At 74.0% G+C, this 25,078-nt stretch carries 15 protein-coding genes and 1 tRNA gene; 8 read left to right on the forward strand and 8 right to left on the reverse strand.

Going from position 1 to position 25,078, the window contains the following annotated elements:
- Nucleotides 1-8 precede the first annotated feature (8 nt).
- On the reverse strand, nt 9-7,019 hold the full coding sequence (locus ACIOC0_RS31355; protein ID WP_402159124.1) for an SDR family oxidoreductase: 7,011 nt from the start codon (nt 7,017-7,019) through the stop codon (nt 9-11).
- Between the two features lie 734 nt (nt 7,020-7,753).
- On the opposite strand from ACIOC0_RS31355, the gene ACIOC0_RS31360 reads away from it, so the two are divergent.
- Nucleotides 7,754-7,827 (forward strand) — tRNA-Pro (locus ACIOC0_RS31360).
- Between the two features lie 99 nt (nt 7,828-7,926).
- Here the strand turns inward: ACIOC0_RS31360 and ACIOC0_RS31365 are convergent.
- The gene (locus tag ACIOC0_RS31365) at nt 7,927-8,580 is read right to left on the reverse strand and encodes an FMN-dependent NADH-azoreductase (RefSeq protein WP_402159125.1); all 654 of its coding nucleotides are present in this window, start codon (nt 8,578-8,580) and stop codon (nt 7,927-7,929) included.
- A 111-nt stretch (nt 8,581-8,691) separates the two neighbouring features.
- On the opposite strand from ACIOC0_RS31365, the gene ACIOC0_RS31370 reads away from it, so the two are divergent.
- A complete protein-coding gene (locus tag ACIOC0_RS31370; protein ID WP_402159126.1) occupies nt 8,692-9,078 on the forward strand; it encodes a winged helix-turn-helix transcriptional regulator in 387 nt (128 codons plus the stop codon).
- Between the two features lie 441 nt (nt 9,079-9,519).
- On the opposite strand, the gene ACIOC0_RS31375 is transcribed toward ACIOC0_RS31370, so the two are convergent.
- Nucleotides 9,520-10,167, reverse strand: a complete 648-nt coding sequence (locus ACIOC0_RS31375; RefSeq protein WP_402159127.1) for a TetR family transcriptional regulator — start codon at nt 10,165-10,167, stop codon at nt 9,520-9,522.
- A 57-nt stretch (nt 10,168-10,224) separates the two neighbouring features.
- Between ACIOC0_RS31375 and ACIOC0_RS31380 the strand changes: the two genes are divergently transcribed.
- Together ACIOC0_RS31380 and ACIOC0_RS31385 are read left to right on the forward strand one after the other, a co-directional pair.
- Nucleotides 10,225-10,911, forward strand: coding sequence for a class II aldolase/adducin family protein (locus ACIOC0_RS31380; protein WP_402159128.1), 687 nt, complete (start codon nt 10,225-10,227; stop codon nt 10,909-10,911).
- Nucleotides 10,908-11,843 (forward strand): carbohydrate kinase family protein, encoded by a 936-nt coding sequence (locus tag ACIOC0_RS31385; RefSeq protein WP_402159129.1) that lies wholly within the window; start codon nt 10,908-10,910, stop codon nt 11,841-11,843. Before ACIOC0_RS31380 ends, ACIOC0_RS31385 begins: the two co-directional genes overlap by 4 nt.
- Nucleotides 11,844-12,190: 347 nt before the next feature.
- Here ACIOC0_RS31385 and ACIOC0_RS31390 read toward each other — a convergent pair whose 3' ends face one another.
- The gene (locus ACIOC0_RS31390) at nt 12,191-14,794 is read right to left on the reverse strand and encodes a CHAT domain-containing protein (protein WP_402159130.1); all 2,604 of its coding nucleotides are present in this window, start codon (nt 14,792-14,794) and stop codon (nt 12,191-12,193) included.
- Between the two features lie 281 nt (nt 14,795-15,075).
- Between ACIOC0_RS31390 and ACIOC0_RS31395 the strand changes: the two genes are divergently transcribed.
- The 3 genes from ACIOC0_RS31395 to ACIOC0_RS31405 are packed head-to-tail and all read left to right on the forward strand — an operon-like array spanning nt 15,076 to nt 17,628.
- Nucleotides 15,076-16,515 carry a S8/S53 family peptidase gene (locus ACIOC0_RS31395; protein WP_402159131.1) on the forward strand — a complete coding sequence of 480 codons (1,440 nt, stop codon included), beginning with the start codon at nt 15,076-15,078 and terminating at the stop codon, nt 16,513-16,515.
- A gap of 46 nt (nt 16,516-16,561) precedes the next feature.
- The gene (locus ACIOC0_RS31400) at nt 16,562-17,161 is read left to right on the forward strand and encodes an RNA polymerase sigma factor (protein WP_402159132.1); all 600 of its coding nucleotides are present in this window, start codon (nt 16,562-16,564) and stop codon (nt 17,159-17,161) included.
- A gap of 5 nt (nt 17,162-17,166) precedes the next feature.
- On the forward strand, nt 17,167-17,628 hold the full coding sequence (locus tag ACIOC0_RS31405) for a hypothetical protein (protein ID WP_402159133.1): 462 nt from the start codon (nt 17,167-17,169) through the stop codon (nt 17,626-17,628).
- Between the two features lie 66 nt (nt 17,629-17,694).
- On the opposite strand, the gene ACIOC0_RS31410 is transcribed toward ACIOC0_RS31405, so the two are convergent.
- Together ACIOC0_RS31410 and ACIOC0_RS31415 are read right to left on the reverse strand one after the other, a co-directional pair.
- Nucleotides 17,695-18,492, reverse strand: a complete 798-nt coding sequence (locus ACIOC0_RS31410) for an N-formylglutamate amidohydrolase (protein WP_402159134.1) — start codon at nt 18,490-18,492, stop codon at nt 17,695-17,697.
- A 172-nt stretch (nt 18,493-18,664) separates the two neighbouring features.
- The gene (locus ACIOC0_RS31415; RefSeq protein WP_402159135.1) at nt 18,665-20,881 is read right to left on the reverse strand and encodes an NADP-dependent isocitrate dehydrogenase; all 2,217 of its coding nucleotides are present in this window, start codon (nt 20,879-20,881) and stop codon (nt 18,665-18,667) included.
- Between the two features lie 253 nt (nt 20,882-21,134).
- Here ACIOC0_RS31415 and ACIOC0_RS31420 point away from each other — a divergent pair, with 253 nt between their 5' ends.
- On the forward strand, nt 21,135-22,712 hold the full coding sequence (locus ACIOC0_RS31420; RefSeq protein ID WP_402159136.1) for a M1 family metallopeptidase: 1,578 nt from the start codon (nt 21,135-21,137) through the stop codon (nt 22,710-22,712).
- A gap of 100 nt (nt 22,713-22,812) precedes the next feature.
- On the opposite strand, the gene ACIOC0_RS31425 is transcribed toward ACIOC0_RS31420, so the two are convergent.
- The gene (locus ACIOC0_RS31425; protein WP_402159137.1) at nt 22,813-23,910 is read right to left on the reverse strand and encodes a mechanosensitive ion channel family protein; all 1,098 of its coding nucleotides are present in this window, start codon (nt 23,908-23,910) and stop codon (nt 22,813-22,815) included.
- Nucleotides 23,911-24,112: 202 nt separating this feature from the next.
- Nucleotides 24,113-25,012, reverse strand: coding sequence for a lysylphosphatidylglycerol synthase domain-containing protein (locus ACIOC0_RS31430; protein ID WP_402159338.1), 900 nt, complete (start codon nt 25,010-25,012; stop codon nt 24,113-24,115).
- Between the last annotated feature and the right edge of the window lie 66 nt (nt 25,013-25,078).

The raw sequence follows: 25,078 nt of genomic DNA on the forward strand, positions 1-25,078 counted from the left end.
CGAGGCCGTCACCAGGCGGAGGCGGTGTAGACGACGGCGGTCGTGGACTCCTCGCCCCAGGCCAGCTCCCGCAGCAGCGCGGCGGTCCCCTCCTCGGGGTCGATCAGCCGAATGCCGCGCCGCGCGTACTCCCGGGCCAACTCCACGCCCACCATGCCGGAATGACCTGCCGACGGCGCCCACGGCCCCCAGTGCACGGTCAGCGCACGGTGCCCGGTCCGGGCGGCGAAGGCCGCGCCGAGGGTCTCCAGGGCGTCGTTGGCGGCCGCGTAGTCGACCTGGCCCCGGTTGCCGAGGACGGCGGAGACGCTGCCGAACAGCACGGTGAACCCGGGCCGGGCCGGCAGCTCCTCCAGCGCCGTGAGCAGGGCGTCCGCCCCGGTGGCCTTCGTGCCGTAGACGCGCTGGAAGGACTCCACGCTCTTCTCCGCGATCAGCCGGTCCTCGATCACCCCGGCGGCGTGGACCACGCCGTCGAGCCGTCCGTGCTCGGCGTATATCTCCTTGACCGCCTGGACCACCGCCTCCGGCTCCCGGAAGTCCACCGAGCGGTAGCGGACCCGGCTGCCGAGCGCGGTGAGCTCCTTCAGCGTCGCGGTGATCTCCCTTTGTGCCAGCAGCAGTTCGGCGGCACGGTTGATCTCGGCCGGCTTCAGCCCGCCGCGGGCGGCGAGCGCCGCACGCAGTGCGGCAGGCGTGCGGGCGGTGGCGGTGTCGGCGTCCTCCGGGCCGTCCGGCGCGGGCGTCCGGCCGAGGAGCTCCAGCCGGCAGCGGGACGCGCCGGCCAGGGCGGCGGCGAACTGCGCGGTGATGCCGCGCGCCCCACCCGCCAGCACCACGACCGAGTCGCGGTCCAGACCGAGCGCGGCGGCCTCGGCGGCCCCCTCCCCGGCCGGTCCGGCGCCGGTGCTGCCGAGCGCGCCGAGCGGCGCCTCCACCAACTCGAAGCCGTGCCGCCCCGACGCCGTCCGCAGCACGACCGGCGCGCCCTCGGGGAGCGCTGCCTCCACCACGACGGCGTCCGCGACGGCGGCGGGCGACACGTCAGCGACGTCGACGACCCGGGCCGTCAGATGCGGATACTCACGGGCCACCGTGCGGAACAACCCGTGCAGACCCGCCGAGCGGACGTCCCCATCGGCGGGCCGTACGGCCAGCAGACGACGCGGGGAGCGGGCCAGCGCCGCCTTCAGCACGGCGAACGCGTCCGGCAGCACGGGCGTCTCGTCGCCGGTGAGCGCACCGAGGTGAACCACCCCGTCGACCGGCCCGTCCGCCTCCGACAGCAGATGCTCCCGGCCCCGTACGACGACGTCGGCCCCCAACCCCTCAAGTCGCGCGGCGACCTCGGGAACCTCTCCCAGGACGGCCCAGCGGGCGCCGGCGAACACCGACGCCGCGTCGACGGGCGCCTCCGGCGTGTCCAGCGGTACGGGCCGCAGCACATGCCGCCTCGGCGGCTCGCCGGACACCTCCTCGACGGCCGGCGCGGCGGTCCCGGCGGCAGGAGCCCGCACCGGGACCGGCTCAGCCACCGAGGGCGTCGCTGCGGGAAGCCGGTCCTCCGCGCCCGGATCCGGCGGCGAATCGCCCAGCCTTGCCATCAGCCAGTCGGTCACCGCCGCTGCCGTCCGCGCCTTCGCCAGTTCCTCCAACTCGGCGTCCTCCAGGGACGTCAGGTCCGCGCCTCCCTGCGCGCCGAGACGCCGTGCCAGCTCACCGGCGATCTCGGCGCGCTTGATGGAGTCGATGCTGAGGTCCGCCTCAAGATCGAGGTCGGGCTCGATCATGTCGACGGGATAACCGGTGCGTTCGCTGATGATCTCCAGCACGACGCGCTGCACGTCCACGGCACCGGCCGCCGGATCCGGTGCGTCCGCCGGCGCCACGGCCGGGGGGAGCGCCGCGGGCAGCGCCGGTGCCGCCGCCTGGCCCACCGGCGCGGGCGTCTCCCAGGACAGCGGCTCCGGCGACGGCGGTGCGGCCGCCGTCGCACCCGGCGTCGCCCCGAAGTAGGTGAGCAGCACGTCCCGTTGGGCGGCGATCATCTCCCGGCTGGTGCGCAGGAACTCGGAGACGATCGCGTCCCGGTCGGACGGGACGCCGTGCGGGGGGTTGGTCGTCACAGTCGGCACAGTCCTTTCGACGGGTTCCACGCGTCGGGCCGGGGCGAGCGCACCGGGGAGGAGATCTCCGGAGGCGGTGCGGACCAACTGCCCGTCCACCGTCCAGCCGGGCCGCTTCGGCACGGGCGTGCGCACGGCGTCGACGGCGTCCCGCCCGCGCAGCAGCCGGCCGGTGCGCACCGGCAGCCCGGCCACGGCGAGACGGGCGAGGGCGTCGAGCCAGTCGCGCAGCCCGCCGCCCGGGCGGGGCTCGCAGGCGACCGTGGTGTGCGGGCGGTCGCCGAGGATCCGCCCGACCAGCCGGGTCAGCACCGACCCGGGGCCCGCCTCGACGAAGATCCGCGCGCCCGCCGCGTACATCGCCTCGATCTGCTCGGCGAAGGCGACGGGCGCGCCGATCTGGGCGGCGAGTTCCGCGCGGACCGCGGCCGGGTCGGCGTCGTACGGGGCGGCCGTGCGGTTGGACCACACGGGGAACTCGGGGGCGTGCACAGGGCGGGCGGCCAGCGCCTGCGCGAAGCGCTCTCCCGCGCCGGCCACCAGCGGGCTGTGGAAGGCGCAGGCCACCGGGATGCGCTTGGCCCCGAGGCCCGCCTCCCGCAGCAGCCGCACCGCCTCAGCGACCGCCTCCGACGGTCCTGAGATCACCGTCTGCTCCGGCGAGTTGCGGTTGGCGACCACCACCGTGTCCGGCGCGCCCGCCGCGTGCAGGGCCCCGGTGACGTCGTCGGCTCCGGCCGCGACGGCGGCCATGGCGCCGGTGTCGTCGCCGTGCCGCCGGGCGGCTTCGAGGATCGCCGCCGCCCGTTCGGAGCTCAGCGCCAGCAGCGTCTCGGGGGAGAGGGCCCCGGCCGCGCAGAGGGCGACCAGCTCGCCGTAGCTGTGCCCGGCGGCCATGTCGGGCCGCACCCCGGCCCCGGTGAGCACGGCGTACGCGGCGAGCCCGGCGATCCCGAGGGCGGGCTGCGCCACCCGGGTGTCGGTCAGGGCGTCCTGCTGCCGGGCGCGCCCGGCGTCGTCGAAGGCCGCCGGGGGGTACAACGCGTCGGCATGGCCCCGGCCCAGCTCCAGAGGAGCGCGCAACTCGGGGAAGTGGACGAAGAGGTCTGCGAGCATCCCGGTCCGCTGGCTGCCCTGGCCGGGGAAGAGGAAGGCGACTTTTCCGGGTCCGCCGGGCTCGGCGGGGCTTGCGGAGGCGCCTTCCGGGGCGGCAGCGGTCGGAGCCCGATGGACGCCGGTCGCCGAGGCCTGTGTGCGTGTGTCGGCGTCCGAGCCTTGTGTGCCACCGTCCGCCGCCACGGCGCGCAGCTTCGTCACCAGGTCGTCCACGTCGGTCGCCACGACCGCCACCCGGACGGGTTCCTCGCTCGCGTCCGAGCGGCGGGCCGCGCCGAGCGCCAGGTCCCGCAGCCGCCAGGGCCGGCCTTCCGTCTCGGCGGTGCTGAGCAGTTCCGCCACCGCCCGCCGGGCCGCCTGCTCGTCGCGGCCGCGGAACAGGAACAGTTCGGCGGGCCAGGCGTCCACCGCGCGTACGGGCGGCACCCCGTCGCCGTGAGCTGCCAGCACGACATGGAAGTTGGTGCCGCCGAAGCCGAACGCGCTGACCCCGGCGAGGCGTTCGGCGGCGGGCACGGCCCACGGGCGGGCCTCGGTGTGGAAGACGAACGGGCTGCTGTCGGCGTCCCAGGCCGCGTTGGGCGTCTCGACGTGCAGCGTGGGCGGCCGGACACCGGTGTGCAGCGCCAGCAGCGTCTTGATCATCCCGGCCAGGCCCGCGGCGCACTTCGTGTGCCCGATCTGCGACTTCACCGAGCCGATCACGCAACGGCCCCGCTCCGCGCCCGCCTCGGCGAACACCTCGGTCAGCACGCGGAGTTCGGTTCGGTCGCCGACCACCGTGCCGGTGCCGTGCGCCTCCACCAGCCCGACGTCGGCCGGTGAGACGCCCGCGTTGCGATAGGCCCGCTCCAGCGCCACCCGCTGGCCCTCGGGGCGGGGCGCGGTCAGCCCGAGGGAGCGGCCGTCGCTGGAGGAGCCAAGGCCCTTGATCACGCCGTAGATCCGGTCGCCGTCGCGCTCGGCGTCGACGAGCCGCTTGAGGACGACGCAGGCCACGCCCTCGCCCAGGGCGATGCCGTCGGCCGAGCCGTCGAAGGCCCGGGAGCGCCCGGTGGGCGACAGGGCGTGCACGGAGGAGAAGAGGACGTAGTCGTTGATGCCGTTGTGCAGGTCCGCGCCCCCGCACAGCACCACGTCACTGGTGCCGCCGACGAGTTCCTTGCACGCCACGTCGACGGCGGCGAGCGAGGAGGCGCAGGCGGCGTCGACGGTGTAGTTGGCGCCGCCGAGGTCGAGCCGGTTGGCGATCCGCCCCGAGATCACGTTGGCGAGCATCCCGGGGAAGGAGTCCTCGGTGAGCTGCGGGAGCTGGTCGTCCAGCGCCTTCGGGACCTGGCCGTAGTAGGACGGCAGCACGGCCCGCAGCGTGGCCGCGTTGGACAGGTCGCTGCCCGCCTCCGCGCCGAACACCACCGAGGTGCGCGAGCGGTCGAACTCCCGCCCCCCGTCGCCGTACCCGGCGTCCTCCAGGGCACGCCGGGCGGCCTCCAGGGACAGCAGCTGGACCGGCTCGACGGAACCGAGGGACGTGGGCGGGATGCCGTAGCGCAGCGGGTCGAAGGGGATCGGCGGCAGGAAGCCGCCCCACTTCGACGGCGTGGACGTACCGTGGTGGACGGCCGGGTCCCAGCGCTCCGGCGGGACCTCGGTGACCGCGTCGTGGCCGCCGACGACGTTCGCCCAGAAGGCCGCCAGGTCGGGCGCCTGCGGGAACATGCAGGCCATCCCCACGACAGCGATGTCCAGGGGCGCGGGAACCGCCCGTGGGACCGCCCGGTCGTCGCCCAGCTCGACCGCCCGCCGGCTCAGGAACTCGGCCGCTCCCGTCGTCACCGACGTGTGCAGCGCGGCGACCGTGGTGGTCGCCGATCTCAGCACTGCCACCTCCCCGGCCATGAACATCCCCTCGTCCAGTTGCCGTTGCTCGTCCACGGGCACCAGCGCGCCGTCCTCCGCCCGGGTCACGCCCTTGCTGGCGACGCGCAGCCGGCCCACGTTGAGCCGCTCCAGTTCCTCCCAGATGCGGCGGTCCGGCACGCCCCGCGCGCGCAGCCGGGCCGCCTCCTCCCGGTATCCGGCGGCGAAGGGGCTGGGCACGCAGCGCGTGGCGTGACCGGGCGCGGACTCCAGCAGCGTGGTCCCCTCGGCGGCGAGGACCTGCCGCTGGAAGAGGGGGCGGATCGCTCCGTGCGCCACCGCCTCCTCGGTGAACAGATACGCGGTTCCCATCAGCACCCCGACGGCGGCCCCGCGCGCGGTGAGCGGCGCGGCGAGCGCGGCGACCATCGCGGCCGACCGCTCGTCGTGCACACCGCCCGCGAAGAACACCTCCAGACCGGAGGCGTCCCCGCCGTCGAAGTAGTCGTCCAGAACATCCAGTTGGGACTCCCACAGAGGAAAGCTGCCGCGCGGTCCGACGTGCCCGCCGCACTCCGACCCCTCGAAGACGAAGCGCCGCGCGCCCGCTTCCAGGAACTGCTGCAGCAATCCCGGTGAGGGGACGTGCAGGAACGTCCTGATGCCGTCCCGCTCCAGCGCTTTCGCCTGCGACGGGCGTCCGCCGGCGATGACGGCGTGCGTCGGCCGCACCTCCCGTACGGCCTCCAACTGGGCGGCCCGAACGTCCTCCGGGGCGAAGCCGAGGACGCCCACGCCCCAGGGGCGGCCCGCCACCGCGTCCCGGGTCGCGGTCAGCATCGCCCGGGTGCGCTCTCCGTCCGCCAGCGCCAGCGCGAGGAACGGCAGCGCTCCGTCGGCGGCGACCGCCGCGGCGAACTCCGCCCCGTCGCTCACCCGTGTCATCGGCCCCTGCGCCACCGGCAGCCGTGTGCCGAGCGCCCGGCTCATCGGGGAATCCGCCTCCAGCGCCCGTACGGTCCCCTCCTCCTGTACGGAGTTCCGTACCGCGTCCTTCAACTCCCGTAGCGTGCACCGGACATCGCCCCAGCGGTCCGCGAACCGGGATGCCAGGAAGCCGTCCTGGCCGACCGGCAGCAGTTGGGTGCGCGCGTCCTGCGCGCCCAGCAGCGCGGCGACCGTGTCGGGGGAGGCGTTGTCCGGGACGTGCGGGGTGCCGGGGCCCCGGCGCTGGAGGACGCGGTGACCGGCCAGCACGGTTGTCTCCGAGCCGTCCAGGGTGCGCAGCACGGCCGCGGCCGGCTCCGGGAGCGCCGACTCCGCCAGCAGGGCGAGCTGCACGTCCAGCACGACCCCGGCCGCCCCGCCGGCCACCGCCGCGGCGGCGGTGTGCGGGCCGATGCCGCCGCAGGCCCACACCGGAAGCGCCAACTCGTCGGCGGAGAGCAGCTGTTGGAGCAGCACGAACGTGCTCAGGTCGCCGACCCGGCCGCCGCACTCGGCGCCCCGGGCGATCAGCCCGTGCGCCCCCGCGCGGGCCGCCCGCCGGGCGCTCTCCAGGTCCGTGACCTCCACCAGTACACGGTGGTGCGCGGCGACCTCGGAGATGTGCCAGGGGACGCCTTCGGCGAGGACGACCGTGTGCGGGGCGGGCCGGGAGCCGTCGGCCTCGAGGCCGGCGGGGGAGAGCCGGCAGCGGGGGCCGAAGCGCACGCCGTAACCGGTGTGGGCACCCTCACCGCCCGAGGTGGCGCGGCGCAACCGGGCCAGCGCCTCGCGGGCCCCGCGGTCGCCGGCGCCCAGGTCGAGCACGCCCAGCCCGCCGGCCCGGCAGACCGCCAGGGCGAGCCCGGCGTCGGGTTCGCCGAACGGAGTGATGCCGATGATCATGTCCTCGGAACGCACAGTGGACGTCATGATTCTCCGAATCAACGGTGAAACTGCACGGTGGGGGTTCGGGACAGCAAAGGCGGCACACCGGATTCCGGCGGGAAAGGATCACCGCGGAACGCCGACTGAAGCGCGTGATTCGAAACGTGTTGCAAGGTAGTGCTGTTATTACTCGCCGGTCAACGATTGAACGAAGCGCCGGTATCCGGCCGTTTCGATTCGGTCAGACGGCGGCGCGCGGCCAGGGCGGAGGAAAGCGGATCAATTGCTGCGCGGCATGATCGCGTTCATCGTCGTCTCATGCCGCGGAAACATGAACGGGCGTGAGAAATGGGTTCCTTGGGACCGCATGTCCGAAAGGGGAGCTCCGTTTCCGGCTCCGGGTGGACGGCGGGGAAATTCCTTGTGTCGGCACAGGAGTGACCGGGAAGGCATTGTTGACGTGAGCGCGCGGCGTGTCGGTGGCCGTGATGCGGTGCGGCCAGGATCTCCGCGGAGCAGGGCGGTGTGCTCGCGTGCGCCCTGATCCGAGTCGTGGACACGTCCTTGACGTGATCCCCGTCCGGCGCGAAAACTGACGTGACCGCGCAGCCGAGCCGGCCTTCGGGAGGTCGTCGACCGACTCGGCCGCGCGGTCCCTCGTCCACCCGCGCCGAGCCGCGGGTTCGCACGGCCCTCCCGCCGCACCTCGAAACGGGCACCGGTGCGGGTGCGGTAGGGTTTACCTGCGCGTTCCCACGGTTCACCCGGCGGATGCGCGGCGGGACGTGGCGCAGCTTGGTAGCGCACTTGACTGGGGGTCAAGGGGTCGCAGGTTCAAATCCTGTCGTCCCGACCGGGTTTCATCCTGGATCGGAGGCCGTCTCCTCATGTGAGGGGACGGCCTCCGTCATGTGTCCGCGAGGATTGCCGCGCCCTGCGTGGCGGGGCGGGGTCAGGCGGCGGCGGCCTGCGCGGCGGACTTGCCCTTGGCCTGGGCGTCCTCGTGGGCCCGGGCACGGGAGGCGTCGGCGAGCGGGATCAGCTCGGACATCGCCGGGTTGACGTGCGCCATGGTGAGCTCGGGCACGATGAAGTCGACCTCCATGCCCAGCAGGTCGCCGAGGATCGCGCGCAGATAGTTCTGCACGTACTCGAAGCCCTCGCGGGGGGTTCCCGGCGCGTAGGAGCCGCCGCGGCTGGCGACGACGTAGACCGGCGTGCCCTTGGCCGGGAGCTCCTCGACCCCGGCGGTGCGGCCCATGAGGATCACCTGGTCGAGCCAGGCCTTGAGGGTGGACGGGATCGTGAGGTTGTACATCGGGGCGCCGATCAGCACGGCGTCCGCGCTCTCCAGTTCCTCGATGAGCCGCAGCCGCGGGGCGAACGCCGCGGCCTGCTCCGGCGAGTGACCGGCGGGGTCGCTGAAGCCGGCCGTCGCGGCGAGGGCGTCCAGGTGCGGCACCGGGTCCACGCTGAGATCGCGGTACACCACGGTGCCGTCGGGATGCTGCTCCTCCCACGCCTTGCGGAAGGCGGCGGTGACGGCGCGGGAGGCGGAAGCGGACTCGGGCATGAGGGAGGAGTCCAGGTGGAGCAGGGTGGCCATGACGGGTCTCCAAAGTGATGAGTAGGCGAGCTGCCGTTCCATACGGTCCTAGTAATAGCATAGGAGCTTACTTTTTTGCAGCAACTTTGGTCGTGACCGTACACTGGACGCATGAAGGAAGCGGTCCACGAGCCCTGCAAGGAAGCGGCCGGCCGGCCCTGCAAGCCGGTCGACGCCGCGATCGCGCGCGTCTTCGTGCTGCTGGGCAAGCGCTGGACCGGGTTGATCGTGGCCGTGCTGATGGAACGCCCGGTGCACTTCGCCGACCTGCGGCGCGCCATCCCCGGCATCAGCGAACGCATGCTCTCCGACCGCCTGGCCGAACTGGGCGCGGCGGGCCTGGTGCTGCGAGAGGTCGACGACGGCCCTCCGCTCCGGGTCGCCTACCGCCTCACCGAAGCCGGCACGGCCCTGGGGCCCGCCCTGCGGGAGCTGAGGGCCTGGGCGGAACAACACCTGCCGGAGGCGGGATATGGCAAGGGGGGATGCGAGGCCTGAGCCTTCGCTCGCCGCGGTGAGCGGCGGGCCGATCGGCGCGGCGCCCGCGACGGGCACCCGGTCGGCGCAGCATCCCGCGCGGGGGGAACCTGGCCCGCAAGGCACCCCGCGCGGGGGGAACCTGGCCCGCAAGGCACCCCGCGGCGTCCCGCAGCAGGTCCTCTTGGGGCTGACGCCCGATGGAGCCCGCCGGCGCGGCGGGCATCCGGTCGGCACTCCGCGCGGCGGGCATCCGGTCGGCACTCAGCGCGGCGGGCATCCGGTCCGTACGGCACCTCGCGCGGCGGGCATCCGGTCCGTACGGCACCTCGCGCGGCGGGCATCCGGTCCGTACGGGGCCCCCGCGGTGGCACCTCGTGGCCCCCGTGCGCGCCCTGCTGTCGTCGCGGCACCCCGTGCCCCCGGTTCGCGCCCTGGTGCCCTCCCGGCGCCCCGCCGCCGTCACCGCCCCCGGTAGCGCGAAGTGACCGCCGTCAGGTAGCCCCGCAGCATCACCTTCGCCTCGTCGAGGACCGCCCCGTCCCCGCCGGGGTCGCGGCGGAAGGCCTCCTGGGCCAGGGCGTCCGCCGCCAGGGTCGCGGCGTGACAGGCGCGGGCGAGCGCCTCGTCGTCGTCCGCCGCGTCCAGCGCGAGCAGCACACGCCGGACGCCGTCGGCCATCCGGCGTTTGTGCTCGCGGTCGGCGGCCCGGGTCCGCTCGGTCAGCCCGCTGCCGAACCACAGCGCGCGGAAACCGTGCTCGCTCCGGTAGATGCCGGCGAAGGCGTCGACGAGCACACCGACCGGGTCATCCCACCGCTCGGTCGCAGCGGCCCGCGCCAGCCCGTCCATCGCCGCTTCCAGCCGCGTGAAGTAGCCCGCCGCGAGGGCGTCGATGATCGCGCCCCGGTCAGGCAGGTACTGGTACAGCGAGCCCACCGACACCTTCGCCTCGGCGGCCACCCGCGTCGTCGTGAGCGCTTCCACCCCTTCGTCGACCAGCACCCGCTCCGCCGCCTGAAGCACCAGCGCCAGCCGTGCCCTGCTCCGCGCCTGACGGGGCGTACGGCGCAGGGGAGTCGGGCCCGGATCGGTCTCGGCCTGGTCCACGTGCCGCCTCCGAACATGAACGTGACTTTGATTCATGTTTACGCTAGCGTCGCGCCCATGACCGACTCAAGCTCCGCGCTGGGTCAGGAGCGCGCCGCCGTGGCGGACGCCTGCCGGCGCCTGGGGGCCGAGGGCCTCCTCATCGGCACGGCCGGGAACGTCAGCGCACGGGTGGGGGAGCTGGTCGCCATCACCGCGACCGGAGCGGTCCTCGCCGAGCTGACCCCGGAGCAGGTGACCGTCGTCGACCTGGACGGCAAGATCGTGGCAGGCGCCCTGGAGCCGACCTCCGAGCTGGAACTCCACCTCGGCGTCTACCGCCGTCACGGCGCCGGCGCGGTCGTGCACACGCACGCCCCGATGGCGACCGCCGTCGCCTGCGTGCTCGACGAACTCCCCTGCATCCACTACCAGTTGCTCGCTCTGGGCGGCACGGTCCGGGTCGCGCCGTACGCCACCTTCGGCACCCCGGAACTCGCCGAGTCCGTGCTCGCCGCCCTCGACGGCCGCAGCGCCGCTCTCATGGCGAACCACGGAGCGATCACCCACGCCCCCACCCTCGACAAGGCCGTCGAGAACGCCCTGCTCCTCGAATGGGCCTGCGGCGTCTACCAGCGAGCGGCCGCCATGGGCAGCCCCCGCGTCCTCGACGAACGGCAGCAGCTCGCCGTGATCGAGGCCGCGCTCGCCCGCGGCTACGGCACCACCCGCCCCGTACCACCCGCGCAGGAGGGAGACCGATGAACGTCGTCACGATGGGCGTGCACGTCCTGGACGTACTGGTGCGGCCGGTGGAGGCCATACCCGAGGGGCAGGGCGCGACCCTGGTGGAGGACATCCGCATGACCGCCGCCGGAACGGCCGGCGGCACCGCCCTCACCCTGGCCAAACTGGGCGCGTCGGTCCGCAGCGCGGGCGCCGTGGGGACCGACCCCACCGGCGACATGCTCGTCCAGCTGCTCCAACGCGCCGGAATCGGCACGGAGTTCCTCGCCCGCCGCGCCGACACCCCCACTTCCGCGAGCGTGCTGCCGATCCGGCCGAACGGGGACCGGCCCTCCCTGCACCTGCTCGGCGCGAACATCACCTACGGTCTCGACGACGTGCCCTGGGGCGCGGTCGCCGAAGCCGACCATCTCCACCTCGGCGGACCGGAGTTGATCGGCGTCGACGTCGCCGCGCGCATCCTGTCCTTCGCCCGGGAGCACGGCACGGTCACCTCCGTCGACCTGCTCGCCCCCGGCGTGCTCGGCAGCTTCGAGCAGATCGAGGCCGCGCTGCCCCACATCGACCATCTGCTGCCCAACGAGGACCAGGTACTCGGCTTCTCCGGCGAGCAGGACCTCACGGCCGGCGTGCGCAAGCTGCTCGACGCGGGCGTCGGCGTCGTCGCCGTCACCCGGGGCGGCGAGGGCGCGCTCGTGGCGAGGGGGGAGGGGGCCGAGACGGTCCCCGCCTTCGCGGTCGACGTGGTCGACACCACCGGCTGCGGCGACGCGTTCTCCGCCGGCTATCTGCGGGGTGTGTCGCTCGGCCGCTCCCCGGCCGAGGCCGCCGTGCTGGGCTGCGCGGCCGCCGCCCTCGTGGCCCAGGGCCTCGGCAGCGACCACGGCGACTTCGACCTCGCAACGGCCGACGAGTTCGCCGCCCACCACAAGACGCACCCCGTGAGCTGACCGGCCGCCCCGGACCGACGCGAAACTCCTCCGGCACCACGGCCGACTCGCCCGGCACACGGCCGACTCGCCCGCCGCGACGGCAAACGCACCCGACCAGGGCGTCTTCCGCACCGAGTGCGAGGGCTCCACGCTCCGCGACCACCTCGGCCTCGCCCACCCGGACGAGCCCCGGCCGGACGAGGCCCGGCCGGATGAGGCCCGGCCGGATGAGGCCCGGCCGGACGAGCCCCGGCCGGACGAGCGCGCCGCCTCATGACCTGACGCACACGGCGTCGACGGGCGGCCGCCCCGGGCAGCCGCCGCCGGGCCACCGCACGCGGGCCGGCGGAATCGCGCCCCCGAGCTCAAGCCGCCCCGAACGCCGTGAACGCCCAGCCCGTCGCCTGGTGGAGGGCGTCGTCGGGAAGGGACGCGCGGGCGTCCCTCAGGGACTCCGCCAGGGACTGGCCGGTGCTCAGGCCCTTGTGGAGGGCCAGCATCAGGGTGACCACCGCGTCGTCGTTGACGGGGGCGCTGCTCGCCACCACGCCCGCCGTGCCGAGCGGCAGCAGGGCCGTGACCAGGCCGAGGAGCTCGTCGGCGCCCACCGAGGCGAGGCGGGCGGTGTCGCAGCTGGAGAGGATGATGCGGTACGGGCTGCGGGCGAGGCGTTCGAAGTCGTGGACGATCAGCGGGCCGTCGGCCATCCGCAGGGACGAGAACAGCGGACTGTCCGCCCGGAAGACGCCGTGCGCGGCGATATGGGCGAGCGCGGCCCCGTCCAGCTCCTCCAGCACCCGCGGCACCCGCGCGTCCGCGTGTTCCAGTACCGTCGGCCGGCCGTACCGGTCCGCGACCTCCGGCACCTCCGCCCCGCCGGACGCCAGCCCCGGCCCCCGCACCAGGACGTGCCGCCCGCCCGGCGGCGGCTCGGTCTCCCGGGCCCGCACCCAACTGCCCGCCGACGGCGACACACTGAGCACCCGCTCCCGCAGCGACGGCAGCAGCGCCCACGGGACCCGGTGCAGCCGGGCCGGCGGCACGACGACCACCGGTCCCGGTCCCAGCCGCCCGGCCGCCTCGCCGAGCAGCAGCGCCTCCAGCCGCCGCCCCGCCGCCTCCACCACCGGAAGGCGTCCCTCCGCACCGGGGTGGGCCAGCCGCCGCAGCCCGGCCTGGACGTGCTCGGCCTCCCGTTCCGCCTCGGCGAGCAGCCCGCCCGCGAACCGCCGGACCCGGCCGCCCCCGCACAGCAGCACCTGCACCCGCCCGTCCAGCACCGCGAGCTCGACCAGCCGCCCGTCGCCGAGCCGCTCCAGCAGCCGGCCGACGTCGAAGCGGCCCGTGCCACCGGGGGAGCCGCCGCGGATGTGCAGCGTCCGGGAGCGGACCTCCCGCTCGAGACGCCGCTGCTCCCGCTCCAGCGTCGGCACGGGCTTGCCGTCCATGCGCGCGCTCTCCGCCCGCGCGGCGATCTCCCGGTAGGCGGTCAGCCCGCTCAGCAGCGCCGGATCGGCCGGCGGCCGGGTGGGCGGCGCCGACAGCACGGTGGCCCGCCACCGCTCGCTCCACACCAGCAACTGCCGCGGCCCGCCCCGCTCCAGACTCACCTCCTGGGCGAGCGCCGCGAGTTCCGCGCCCTGCGCGGTGGCCCGGGCCCGCAACTCGGACGCTCCCAGCGTCGTACGGTGGTCGTCCAGCACGTCCAGCCCGCGCCGGCACGCCTCCAGTACACCCCGCCCCGACCCGGCCGCCCGCGCCCACAGCGCCCGCGCCGCCCAGCCGGTCACCCGGGCCAGCGGCGGCCCGCTGTGCCGGCCGCGGGCCGCCACCGCCAGATACCGTTCCGCGTCCGCCGTCCACTGAAGCGCCAGCGCGATCCGGCCCGCCAGCAGCCACGCCTCGGGCGCGGCGGGCGCCCCGAACCCGGACAGCCGCTCCGCCACCCGCACCGCCTCGGCGACCAGCCGCCCCGAACCGCGCCCCGCGGCCACCCGCGCCTCGATCAGCACCAGCCGGGCGTGCGCCTCCCACCAGGTGCGCCGCTGGCCGGCGAACAGCCGCACGGCGAGCGCCGCACGCGCGATCGCCGTCCCCGGATCGCCCGCGAGCCGTGCGGACCGGGCGGCGGCCAGCAGCAGTTCGGCCTTGCGGGTCGACTGCCCGCCGATGCCGTCCAGCACGGCGATCGCCGCGTCCGCCTCGGCCAGCGCCTCGGGCGCGAGCCCCGCCGCCATCAGCACCTCGCACCGTCGGATGCTCAGCATGAACGTGGGCGTGCCCAGCTTGGCGTACCGCTCCTCGGCCTCGTCCAGCAGCCGCAGCGCCGCCGGCACGTTCCCCGACCGGAACGCGGCCAGCCCCCGGCTCTCCACCGCGTCGGCCTTGTCGTGCTCCTGGCCGGTGGTGTCCCACAGGGCCTCGGCGGCCGTGAAGTCGGCGTCGGCGCGGTCGACCGCGCCGAGCGCGAGGTGCACGGTGGCGCGCAGGGTCAGGGCGCGCGCCGTCCAGATGACGTCGTCCTCCTGCCGCAGCACCGGTATGGCCCGCCGTACGTCGTCCAGCGCCTCCCGGTGATGCCCCAGCACCCACCAGGAGTAGGCCCGCCGGTACAGCACACGCGCGCGGGTGTGCCCGGTGCCGCGTTCGACGCCCCGCTCGAACGCGGCCAGCCCTTGCCGGGTGCGGCCCGCGTGCACCAGCGCCACCCCGAGCGTGGCCAGGACGTCGGCCTCCCGTTCGGCGCAGTCCGCGCGCGCGGCCAGTGAGCGGGCCCGGCGCAGATGGTCCAGGGCCAGACGCATGTCGCCCCAGTCTCGCTGCCAGATGCCGATCACCTGGTGGGCCACGGAGGCGTGCAGCGGCGGCGGACCGGTGTCGAGCACTTCCTCCGCCCGCGCCAGGGCGGCGTTCGGGGCGGCGAACACCATCGGCAGCAGTTCGAGAACCGTGTCGTTTCCCGCTGTCACCCCACGGATGGTAGTGGCCCCGGTTGTACGGCACACCGGTTCGACCCGCCACGGGAGGTATCGATCGAACATCGCGTGGACGAACCCACCGGGCGCACGGAGCCCACCGAACGCACCGGCAGCGCACGCAGGGGCGCACGGCCGAAGGCAGCACGCCGTTTACGCGCACCGCGCACCCGGTCCCCGCAACCGCACCCCCCGCCCCCGGCGTCGCACCACCTGTATCAAAGGCCGTCGTCGCGGCTCTGACTGACGACCACCGGGCTCAGGGAGGACACGCCATGGCGCCACAGCGATTCCACGAGCAGTTCGAGCAGATCCAACGAGTCCTCCCCGGCGTCCCGTTGGCCATGGGGCCGGACGACTCCGCCGAGTTCATCTACGAGAAGGGCGTCGTCCTCGCCCGGGACGGCGAGGAGGCGCAGGTCGTCGAGGACACCGTCCGCGCGCACTTCACCGCCACCGACGGCCTCGTCCCCGACCACGTCCGCCGGGCCGGCCCGCGGACCAACCGCTCCGGCATCACCCGCATCCAGGTCGGCGACCCCGGCCAGGGCGTGCCCGGCGCCGACCGCACCGTCGCGGGCGCCCTGCGCGCCCTGCGGGGCGCCGAGGACCGCACGGGCCGCCGGCTCGTCAGCCGCAACCACGTCGTGTCCATCGCGGTCAACGCCTGCCCCGGCGACGAGCCGGTGCCCGTCGCGTCCGGCGAGACGCCCAACCCGGCCGCCGCCCGGGCCACTCGCGACGAGGACGGCGGCGCCGTGTCCGTCCTCGTCGTCGACACCGGCCTGATGCACGACTACCGCTCCTACCCGCTGCTCGGCCGCACCGAGGGCGACGCGCAGATCCAGGAGACCGACCCCGACGGCGTCCTCCAGCAGTACGTCGGCCACGGCACGTTCATCGCCGGACTCGTAGCCGCCGTCGCCCCCGACACCGACGTCACCGTGCGCAACACCCTCAACGACGCCGGCGCGATCCTGGAGTACGACTTCGGCGACCGGCTCTTCGACGCCGTCGAGCAGGGCGGCTGGCCCGACATCCTCAGCCTCTCCGCCGGCACCTCCAACGGCCGCGTCGACGGACTGCTCGGAGCGGCCGCCTTCATGGACGAACTCCGTGCACAGCGAACCCTGTTGGTCGCCGCCGCCGGCAACAACGCCAGCGCCACGCCGTTCTGGCCCGCCGCCTACGCCGCCCTGCCCGAGTACGCCGACGCCGTCCTCTCGGTCGGCGCGCTGCGCGGCGACGGCGAGTTCGGCGCCTGCTTCAGCAACCATGGCCCCTGGGTGAGGGTCTACGCCCCCGGCGAGCGCCTGGTCAGCGCCCTCACCGGCTTCGACCACCCCGTCCCGTACGTCTACCAGCACTCCACCTACGAGGTGTGCCGCTACGGCTTCGGCTACTCCTGCACCTGTCAGTCCCCGCGCCACACAGGGGTGCTGAGCGAGACCCGGGCGGCGGGCGAGGGCAAGCCGGACCAGGTGATGTTCGAGGGGCTCGCCTCCTGGAGCGGGACGTCGTTCGCCACCCCCCTCGTGGCCGGACTGGTCGCCGCCCACATGAAGACGCACCAGGTGACCGACCCGCGCGCCGCGGCCCGCCAACTGCTCGCCGCCGAAGCCGATTTCGCCGAGGTGCGCGGACACCACGTGCCGGCGCTGCGCCCGCCGACCTGGCGTCCGGTCGCGGTCGGACAGCTCACCGCATCCGTATGAGGCCGGCATGAGGAGCGAGGCGGCCCCCGTCACGGCGTACGATGACATGCCGTACACGAGGGGTGGGACCGTGGACCGTAGTGATGTCGGCGTGCTCGTCCGGTCCGCCGTCGACGGTGACACGGCGGCCTGGGAGGGACTCGTCGAAGGGCTGAGCCCGCTGGTGTGGTCCGTCGTACGCGCACACCGGCTCTCCGAGGCCGACGCGCACGAGGTGTACCAGACCGTGTGGTTCCGTTTCGCCCAGCACCTCGGGCGGATCCGTGAACCCGACAAGGCGGGCTCCTGGCTGGCCAGCACCGCGCGCAACGAGTGCCTGAAAGTGATCAAAGGCCTGCGCCGGCTCACCCCGACCGACGATCCCCAGCTGCTCGACCGGGTCAGCGAGGACCGTACGCCGGAGCAGTCCGTGCTGGACTCGGAGGAGGCGGCCGAGCGGAGCGAGCGCGTCCGCCACCTCTGGCAGGAGTTCGAGGCGCTCGGCGAGCGCTGCCGGCAGTTGCTGCGGGTGCTGATCTCCTCGCCGCCGCCCAGTTACCAGGAAGTGTCGGCCGCGCTCGGCATCGCGGTGGGCAGCATCGGACCGATGCGCCAGCGATGCCTGCGCCGCCTGCGCTCCCGACTCGACGCACGGGGAGCACTGTGAACGCCATGAACGACGACCACGTCCCGAGCGGCGCCGACGACCAAAGCGGCCTGGAGGAGGAGTTGCGCGAAGCGGTCGCCGTCCTCGACCCGGTCCCGGCCGAGCTGTGCCGGATCGCCGTCGAGGCGTTCGCCCTGCGCGACCTCGACGCCCGCGTCGCGGAGCTGACCTTCGACTCGCTGGTGGACGCCGTGCCGGTCCGGGGCGCCGTGGACGCGCCGCGGATGCTCACCTTCGACACCGGCGGGCTCACCGTCGACGTGGAGGTGACCGCGCACGGTCTGATGGGTCAGTTGCTGCCGCCGCAGCCGGCCGCGATCGAGATCCTCGACGGCCCCCGGGCCGGCGCGGTGCTCACCGCCGACGCCATGGGCCGCTTCACCGCCGACGCCCCGCCCGCCGGCCCGTTCGCCCTGCGCCTGCGCACCGGCGGCGAGGTAGTCGTCACGGAGTGGCTCCGCGCGTGAGGCGAGCAGCCTGACGCGAGTCGCCTGGGGTGAGCTCGCTGAGGCGAGCCGCCCGGGGGGACCGTGTCAGACGGAGACCGCCTCGACCAGCCCGGCCAGCGCGGCGGCGAGCCGCGGCAGGCCGGGGCCGGCGGGGCCGCCCGGCTCGGTCATGTACGTGTCGCGGCGGATCTCCACCATCAGCGCGGACACCCTCGGCTCCGACCCGTAGTACTCCAGCGGTACGTACGTCCCACCGAACGGGCTGTCCAGCCCGGTCTCCCCGACGGCCGCGAACGCCTCGCGCGCGGCGGCCGTCAGCGCGGGCGGGGTGTGGAAGGAGTCGGTGCCCAGGCACACCGGCGGCCGGGGCCCGTCACCATGAAGTTCGTACGGCAGCCGCTCGCTCGGGTACGAGTGCACGTCGATGATCACCGCTCGCCCGACGGCGGCCAGCCGCTCCGCCACCGCCTCGCTCATCGCCCGCGCGTACGGCCGGAAGTACCGGTCGACCAGCGGCCCGGGATCGGCGCCGGCGGGCCGCAGCGCCCGGCCGTGCGTGGTCCGCGTGTACACCGCGCCCATCCCCACCGACAGCATCTCCTCCCGCTCGTCCGGGAACCGCTCAGGATCGACCACCAGCCGCGACAGCCGGTTGACGAACCGCCAGGGCGCGAGGCGCGCCGACCGGGCCGCCAGCTCCGCGATCTTGGCGGTGTGCGCGTCGGTGATGTGGTCCAACTCCCGCTCCAGCGCCCCGTCGTCGAGCACGATGCCCGCGCGCACCTCGAGCGGTATCGCCCGCGCCGAGTGCGGCACATGCAGGATCACCGGGGAGCCCTCGGCACCCGGGAGGAGACAGAAGGAGGCGGCGTCGGCGGACATGTGAGGACTCCTGTGCGTGAGGCGTGGCGTGCGTACGGGCTCCGGCCCGACAGCGCTCCGCCCCGGCCGGCGGTGTGCCGGTCGGGGCGGAGCGGTGGTCGCGGGGTGGGCCGAGCCCCGGCTCACGACCGTCAGGACGGCGTCAGCTGGAGGGACCTGGCCCGGCACCGGCTCAGAACGCGGCCAGCGCCTCGTTCCACGTCGAGGACGGGCGCATCACCTTCGCGGCCTTGGCCGGGTCGGGCTGGTAGTAGCCGCCGATCTCGGCCGGCCGGCCCTGGACGGCGTTCAGCTCGTCGACGATGCGCTGCTCGTTAGCGGTGAGCGTCTCGGCGAGCGGGGCGAAGGCCTTCGCCAGGTCCGCGTCGTCGGTCTGCGCCGCCAGCTCCTGCGCCCAGTACAGGGACAGGTAGAAGTGGCTGCCGCGGTTGTCGATGCCGCCGACGCGACGGGTCGGGGACTTGTCCTCGTTGAGGAAGGTCGCCGTGGCGCGGTCCAGGGTGTCGGCGAGGACCTGGGCGCGGCCGTTGCCGGTGAGCTTGGCGTACTGCTCCAGGGACGGCACCAGCGCGAAGAACTCGCCCAGCGAGTCCCAGCGCAGGTAGTTCTCCCGGACCAGCTGCTGCACGTGCTTCGGGGCGGAGCCGCCGGCGCCCGTCTCGAAGAGGCCGCCGCCCGCCATCAGCGGGACGACAGACAGCATCTTGGCGCTGGTGCCCAGCTCCAGGATGGGGAACAGGTCGGTCAGGTAGTCGCGCAGCACGTTGCCGGTGACGGAGATGGTGTTCTCGCCGCGGCGGATGCGCTCCACCGACAGCTTGGTCGCCTCGACCGGGGCGAGGATCCGGATGTCCAGGCCCTCGGTGTCGTGCTCCGGCAGGTAGGCGTTGACCTTGGCGATCAGGTTGGCGTCGTGGGCGCGGGTCTCGTCCAGCCAGAACACCGCCGGGTCGCCGGTGGCGCGGGCGCGGGTGACGGCCAGCTTCACCCAGTCCCTGATCGGGGCGTCCTTGGTCTGGCAGGCGCGGAAGATGTCGCCCGCGGAGACGGCCTGCTCGATCAGGGCCTCGCCGGAGGCGTCGACCAGGCGGACCGTGCCCGTGACCGGGATCTCGAAGGTCTTGTCGTGGCTGCCGTACTCCTCGGCCTTCTGCGCCATCAGGCCCACGTTGGGGACCGAGCCCATCGTCGACGGGTCGTAGGCGCCGTTGGCGCGGCAGTCGTCGATGACGGCCTGGTAGACGCCCGCGTAGGAGGAGTCCGGCAGGACCGCGAGGGTGTCGGCCTCCTGGCCGTCGGGGCCCCACATGTGACCGGAGGTGCGGATCATCGCCGGCATGGACGCGTCGACGATGACGTCGGAGGGGACGTGCAGGTTGGTGATGCCCTTGTCCGAGTCGACCATCGCGAGCTCCGGGCCCTCGGCGAGCTCGGCGTCGAAGGAGGCCTTGATCTCGGCGCCCTCGGGCAGGCCCTCCAGGCCCTTGTAGATGCCGCCGAGACCGTCGTTCGGGGTGAGACCGGCCTTGGCGAGCGCCTCGCCGTACCGCGCGAACGTCTTCGGGAAGAAGGCGCGCACCACGTGACCGAAGACGATCGGGTCGGAGACCTTCATCATCGTGGCCTTCAGGTGCACGGAGAACAGCACGCCCTCGGCCTTGGCGCGGGCGACCTGCGCGGTCAGGAACTCGCGCAGCGCGGCGACGCGCATCACCGAGGCGTCGACGACCTCGCCGGCCAGCACGGGTACGGACTCGCGCAGGACGGTCGTGGAGCCGTCGTCGCCCTTGAGCTCGATGCGCAGCGCGCCGTCCTCGGCGATCACCACGGACTTCTCGGTGGAGCGGAAGTCGTCCACGCCCATGGTGGCGACGTTCGTCTTGGACTCGGAGGTCCAGGCGCCCATGCGGTGCGGGTGGGACTTGGCGTAGTTCTTGACCGACGCGGGGGCGCGGCGGTCGGAGTTGCCCTCACGCAGGACCGGGTTCACGGCGGAACCCTTGATCTTGTCGTAGCGGGCGCGGATCTCGCGCTCCTCGTCGGTCTTCGGCTCGTCCGGGTAGTCCGGCAGCGCGTAGCCCTGGCCCTGGAGCTCGGCGATCGCGGCCTTGAGCTGCGGGATCGAGGCCGAGATGTTCGGCAGCTTGATGATGTTGGCCTCGGGCGTCTTGGCCAGCTCGCCCAGCTCGGCCAGCGCGTCCGGGATGCGCTGGTCCTCGGTGAGGTACTCCGGGAACACCGCGATGATGCGCCCGGCGAGCGAGATGTCCCGCGTCTCCACGGCGACACCGGCCTGCGAGGCGTACGCCTGGACCACCGGCAGGAAGGAATACGTCGCCAGGGCCGGGGCCTCGTCAGTGTGCGTATAGATGATGGTCGAGTCAGTCACCGGGTGCTCCGCTCCACGTCTGCAACATTGCTCGACATCAAGATATCTCGTGACCGTCCCCGGCTCGACAGGGGTCCGCACACCGGTCCGCGCGATCCCCTCGCCGCCCCGGTCGCCCCGCTCGCGCAGCTCTGCGTCCGTCCGGGCAACCGAATCGCTCGCTCATGTCGTCAAGCAGGTAGATCTTCGATCCGCCCTTCCGACGGCCGGAGGCGACCGACCGGCCGCCCAGCGAAAGCAGACCGAGAAGACCATGAGATATCGCACCCGAGTGACCGCTCCCGCGATCGCGCTGACCGGCACCGCCGCGGCCCTGACCACGGCCCCCGCGGCCCGGGCGGCCGTCACCGCGCCGGCGTCGTCCGGCCGGCGCCGCGTGCCCGCCGCGAAGAGCGCCCCCGGCCCCGAGACCCTCTCCGACCCCGTCTACCCGAGCCTCGGCAACGACGGCTACCGCGTCGGCGCCTACCACCTCGACCTGGCGTACGACGCCACGACCGCCCTGGTCGACGCCACGGCCGCCGTCGAGATCACCACCGCCCAGTGCCTGAGCCGGCTCTCCCTCGACGCCCTGGGCCTCGACATACGGTCGGTCCACGTCGGCGGCCGCCCCGCCGCGTTCGAGACGGCCGACGAGAAGCTGCGGATCACCCCCGCCCGGCCGCTGCCCGAGGGCTGCCGGACCACCGTCCGCGTCGCCTACACCGCCGACCCGCGCCGCACGCCGGCGCACACCGCCTGGGTGCCCACCCCGGACGGCTTCGCGGTGTGCCCCCAGCCGAACTCCGCGCACACCGTCTTCCCGTGCAACGACCACCCCTCGGACAAGGCCGACCTCACCGTGCGGCTCACCGTTCCCGACAACCTGCGCGGTGTCGCCACCGGCCGGCTCGTCCGCACCGAACACCTCGGCGGCGGCCGGACCGCGTACACCTACCGCTCCGGCTCCCCGGTCGCCACCGAACTGGTGCAGATCACGGTCGGCGACTACGTCGTCAAGGAGCGGCAGGGCCCGCACGGGCTGCCGCTGCGGGACATCGTCCCCGCCGCCCGCGCCGAGGCCCTCGAACCGGCCCTCGCGCTCACCCCGAACCTCGTCGAGTGGATCGAGGCCCGGCTGGGCGCCTACCCCTTCGAGACGTACGGGCTGCTGCCCTGCAACTCCGACGACCCGAAGGCGTTCGACTTCACGGGCCTGGAGACCCAGACCCTCACCCTGTACAAGCCGAACTACCTCCTCCAGGAGGAGAAGAAGATCGGCTCGCACATGATGCACGAGCTGGTCCACTCCTACTTCGGCAACAGCGTCAGCCCCGCCACCTGGGCCGACCTGTGGCTCAACGAGGGCCACGCCGACTTCTACGGGCTGCTGTACCGCTACGAGCGGGGCTGGGCGGACTCCCTGGGCCTGACCACGTTCGAGGCCCGGATGAAGGACACCTACGCCCGCGGCGACCAGTGGCGCCGCACCTCGGGACCGGTCGCCGCGCCGAACGCGGCCAACCTGTTCGACAGCCAGCGCTACCTGGGCGGCGTCCTCGTCCTGTACGCGCTGCGCCAGCTCATCGGCGAGGACGCCTTCCACGCCGTCGAGCGGGCCTTCCTGGCCCGCCACCGCGACGGCCACGCCTCCACCGAGGACTACATCGCCGTCGCCTCGCACGTCTCCGGCCAGGACGTGAGCGGATTCCTGCGCGAGTGGCTCTACGGCACGACGACCCCTCGGATGCCCGGCCACCCCGACTGGGCGGTCACGCCGGTGGCGCAGTCGCTCGTCCGCCCGGACGCCCGCACCGGCGCCGGCCGGCACGACAACTCGGCCACGCTCTGAGACGCAGCACATCGGGTCCCGGACGCCACAGGTGAGCCCGTGCCGGAGCGAGGCTCCGGCACGGGCTCAAATCTGCCTCCACGCAAAGCTGTTCAGGCGCTCAGTCGTGCAGGGCCGACGCCCCGCCCTGCATGGCGTCGTCCGACAGCCGCTGCTGCGGGATCAGCACCGCGCCCTGCTGGAGCGCCACCGTCCGCGTCGGGGCCGGGATGCGGATGCCCTCCTCGCGGTAGCGGCGGTGCAGACGCTTGATGAACTCGTGCTTGATCCGGTACTGGTCGCTGAACTCGCCCACACCCAGGATCACGGTGAACCCGATCCGCGAGTCGCCGAACGTGTGGAAGCGCACGGCCGGTTCGTGGTCCGGGACCGCGCCGGTGATCCCGGTCATCACCTCGGCGACGACCTCCAGGGTCACCCGCTCCACATGCTCCAGGTCGCTGTCGTAGGCGACGCCCGCCTGCACCAGAATCGTCAACTGCTGCTCGGGGCGCATGAAGTTGGTCATGTTCGACTTGGCGAGCTCCCCGTTGGGGATGACCACCAGGTTGTTGGAGAGCGCGCGGATCGTCGTCTGACGCCAGTTGATGTCCTCGACGTACCCCTCCTCGCCGCTGCTCAGCCGGATGTAGTCGCCGCGCTGGACGGTCTTGGAGGCGAGGATGTGGATGCCCGCGAAGAGGTTGGCGAGGGTGTCCTGAAGGGCCAGCGCCACGGCGAGACCGCCGACGCCGAGAGCGGTGAGCATCGGCGCTATGGAGATGCCGAGGCTCTGCAGCGCCACCAGGAAGCCGATCGCCAGGACCAGCACCCGGGTGATGTTGACGAAGATCGTGGCCGAACCGGCGACGCCGGAGCGCGCGGAGGTCACCGACTGGACGAGCCCGCCGACCACCCGCGCCGCCGACAGCGTCACCACGAAGATCAGCAGCACCGTCAGGCACTGGTTCACGGTGTGCTGGATCGTCCTCGTCAGCGGCAGCACCGCCGCGGCGGCCGCCGCGCCGCCCGCGATCGCCGCCCACGGCACCACCGTGCGCAGCGCGTCCACGATGACGTCGTCGCCGCTCCAGCGGGTGCGTTTGGCGTGCCCCGCAAGCCAGCGCAGCAGCGTGCGCGACAGGAAGGCCACCAACAGACCGGTGGCCAGGGCGATTCCGCAGAACACGAGGTCGTGCACGGTCAGCGCTCGGTTCACCGGGCGCCTCCGGGGCAACGCTCCGCGGCCGACGGGGCCGTCCACGACCGGATGTGAGGTCTCGTCACGTCATCACCTGTTCGAGTTTCCGGGAAGTGCGTCGGCGCCCGTCCACCGGACCGGCGCGACGACTCATCCTGCCGTATCCCTCAGGGTAGTTCGCACCAGGCGACCGGGGCCCGGAAGCCGCCGAAGGCCCGGCTCAGACCACTTTCAGGCGCACCAGCGCGCCCAGCGTCAACGTCCCCGGCACCAGCGGCAGCCACACGGTGATGATGCGGTAGGCCAGGACCGTGGCCGTGGCGGCCGCCGCCGGGGCGCCCGCCGCCACCAGCGCCACCACCAGCGCCGCGTCCAGGGAGCCGATCCCGCCCGGCGTGGGCACCAGCGCGACCGCCGCCGACGCCGCCAGATACGCGACCAGCAGATGCGCGGGCGGCACCGCGAGGCCCAACGACCGCCCCACCGCGGCCAGGGAGGCCCCCTGGAGCAGCGGGAACGCCAGAGCGCCACCCCACAGGGCCAGCGCCCGCGCCGGACGCGCGTGCACCGCGCGGGCCTCGGTCAGCGCCGTGCGCAGCAGCGCGCACACGGCCGACCGCAGCCGCCGTACGCCCAGCAGCGCGCCCACGGCCAGGACCGCGGCGCCGGCCAGCGCTGCCACCAGCGGGCCGAGCGCGCCGTCCGGCAGGAGCGCGCCGACCCGCAGCGCGCCCGGGAAGGCGAGGAGCAGCAGGCCGAGCAGCGCCGTACGGGCCGCGGTCTGCGCCAGCCCGTACAGCGCGAGCGCCGCCGAGGAACGCGCCAGCGGCACCCCGCACACCGTCATGAACCGCAGGTTGACCGCGCTCGCGCCGAGACCGGTCGGCAGCAGATGGTTGGCGGCGCCCGCCGCGAACTGCGTGGCCAGCAAACGCCGCCGGGGCAGCCTGGTCATCACCGCGCCCTGCCGGGTGAAGGCCGCCGCGAACCACGTCAGACATGTCGAGCAGGCCGCCGCGAGCAGCCACGGCCACTCCGCGGAGCGCAGTTGGCCGAGTCCGTCGGCGAGCACCGACCGGTGCCGCACCGCGACGACCCCGACGAGGACGAAGGGCAGCAGGCACAGCGCCCTGCGCACCGGAACGCGCCCGGGCAGCCGGCGGCGGACGAGGGGCGCTTCGGGCAC

Source organism: Streptomyces sp. NPDC088254 (genome assembly GCF_044740925.1).
In the GTDB taxonomy this organism is placed as follows: domain Bacteria; phylum Actinomycetota; class Actinomycetes; order Streptomycetales; family Streptomycetaceae; genus Streptomyces.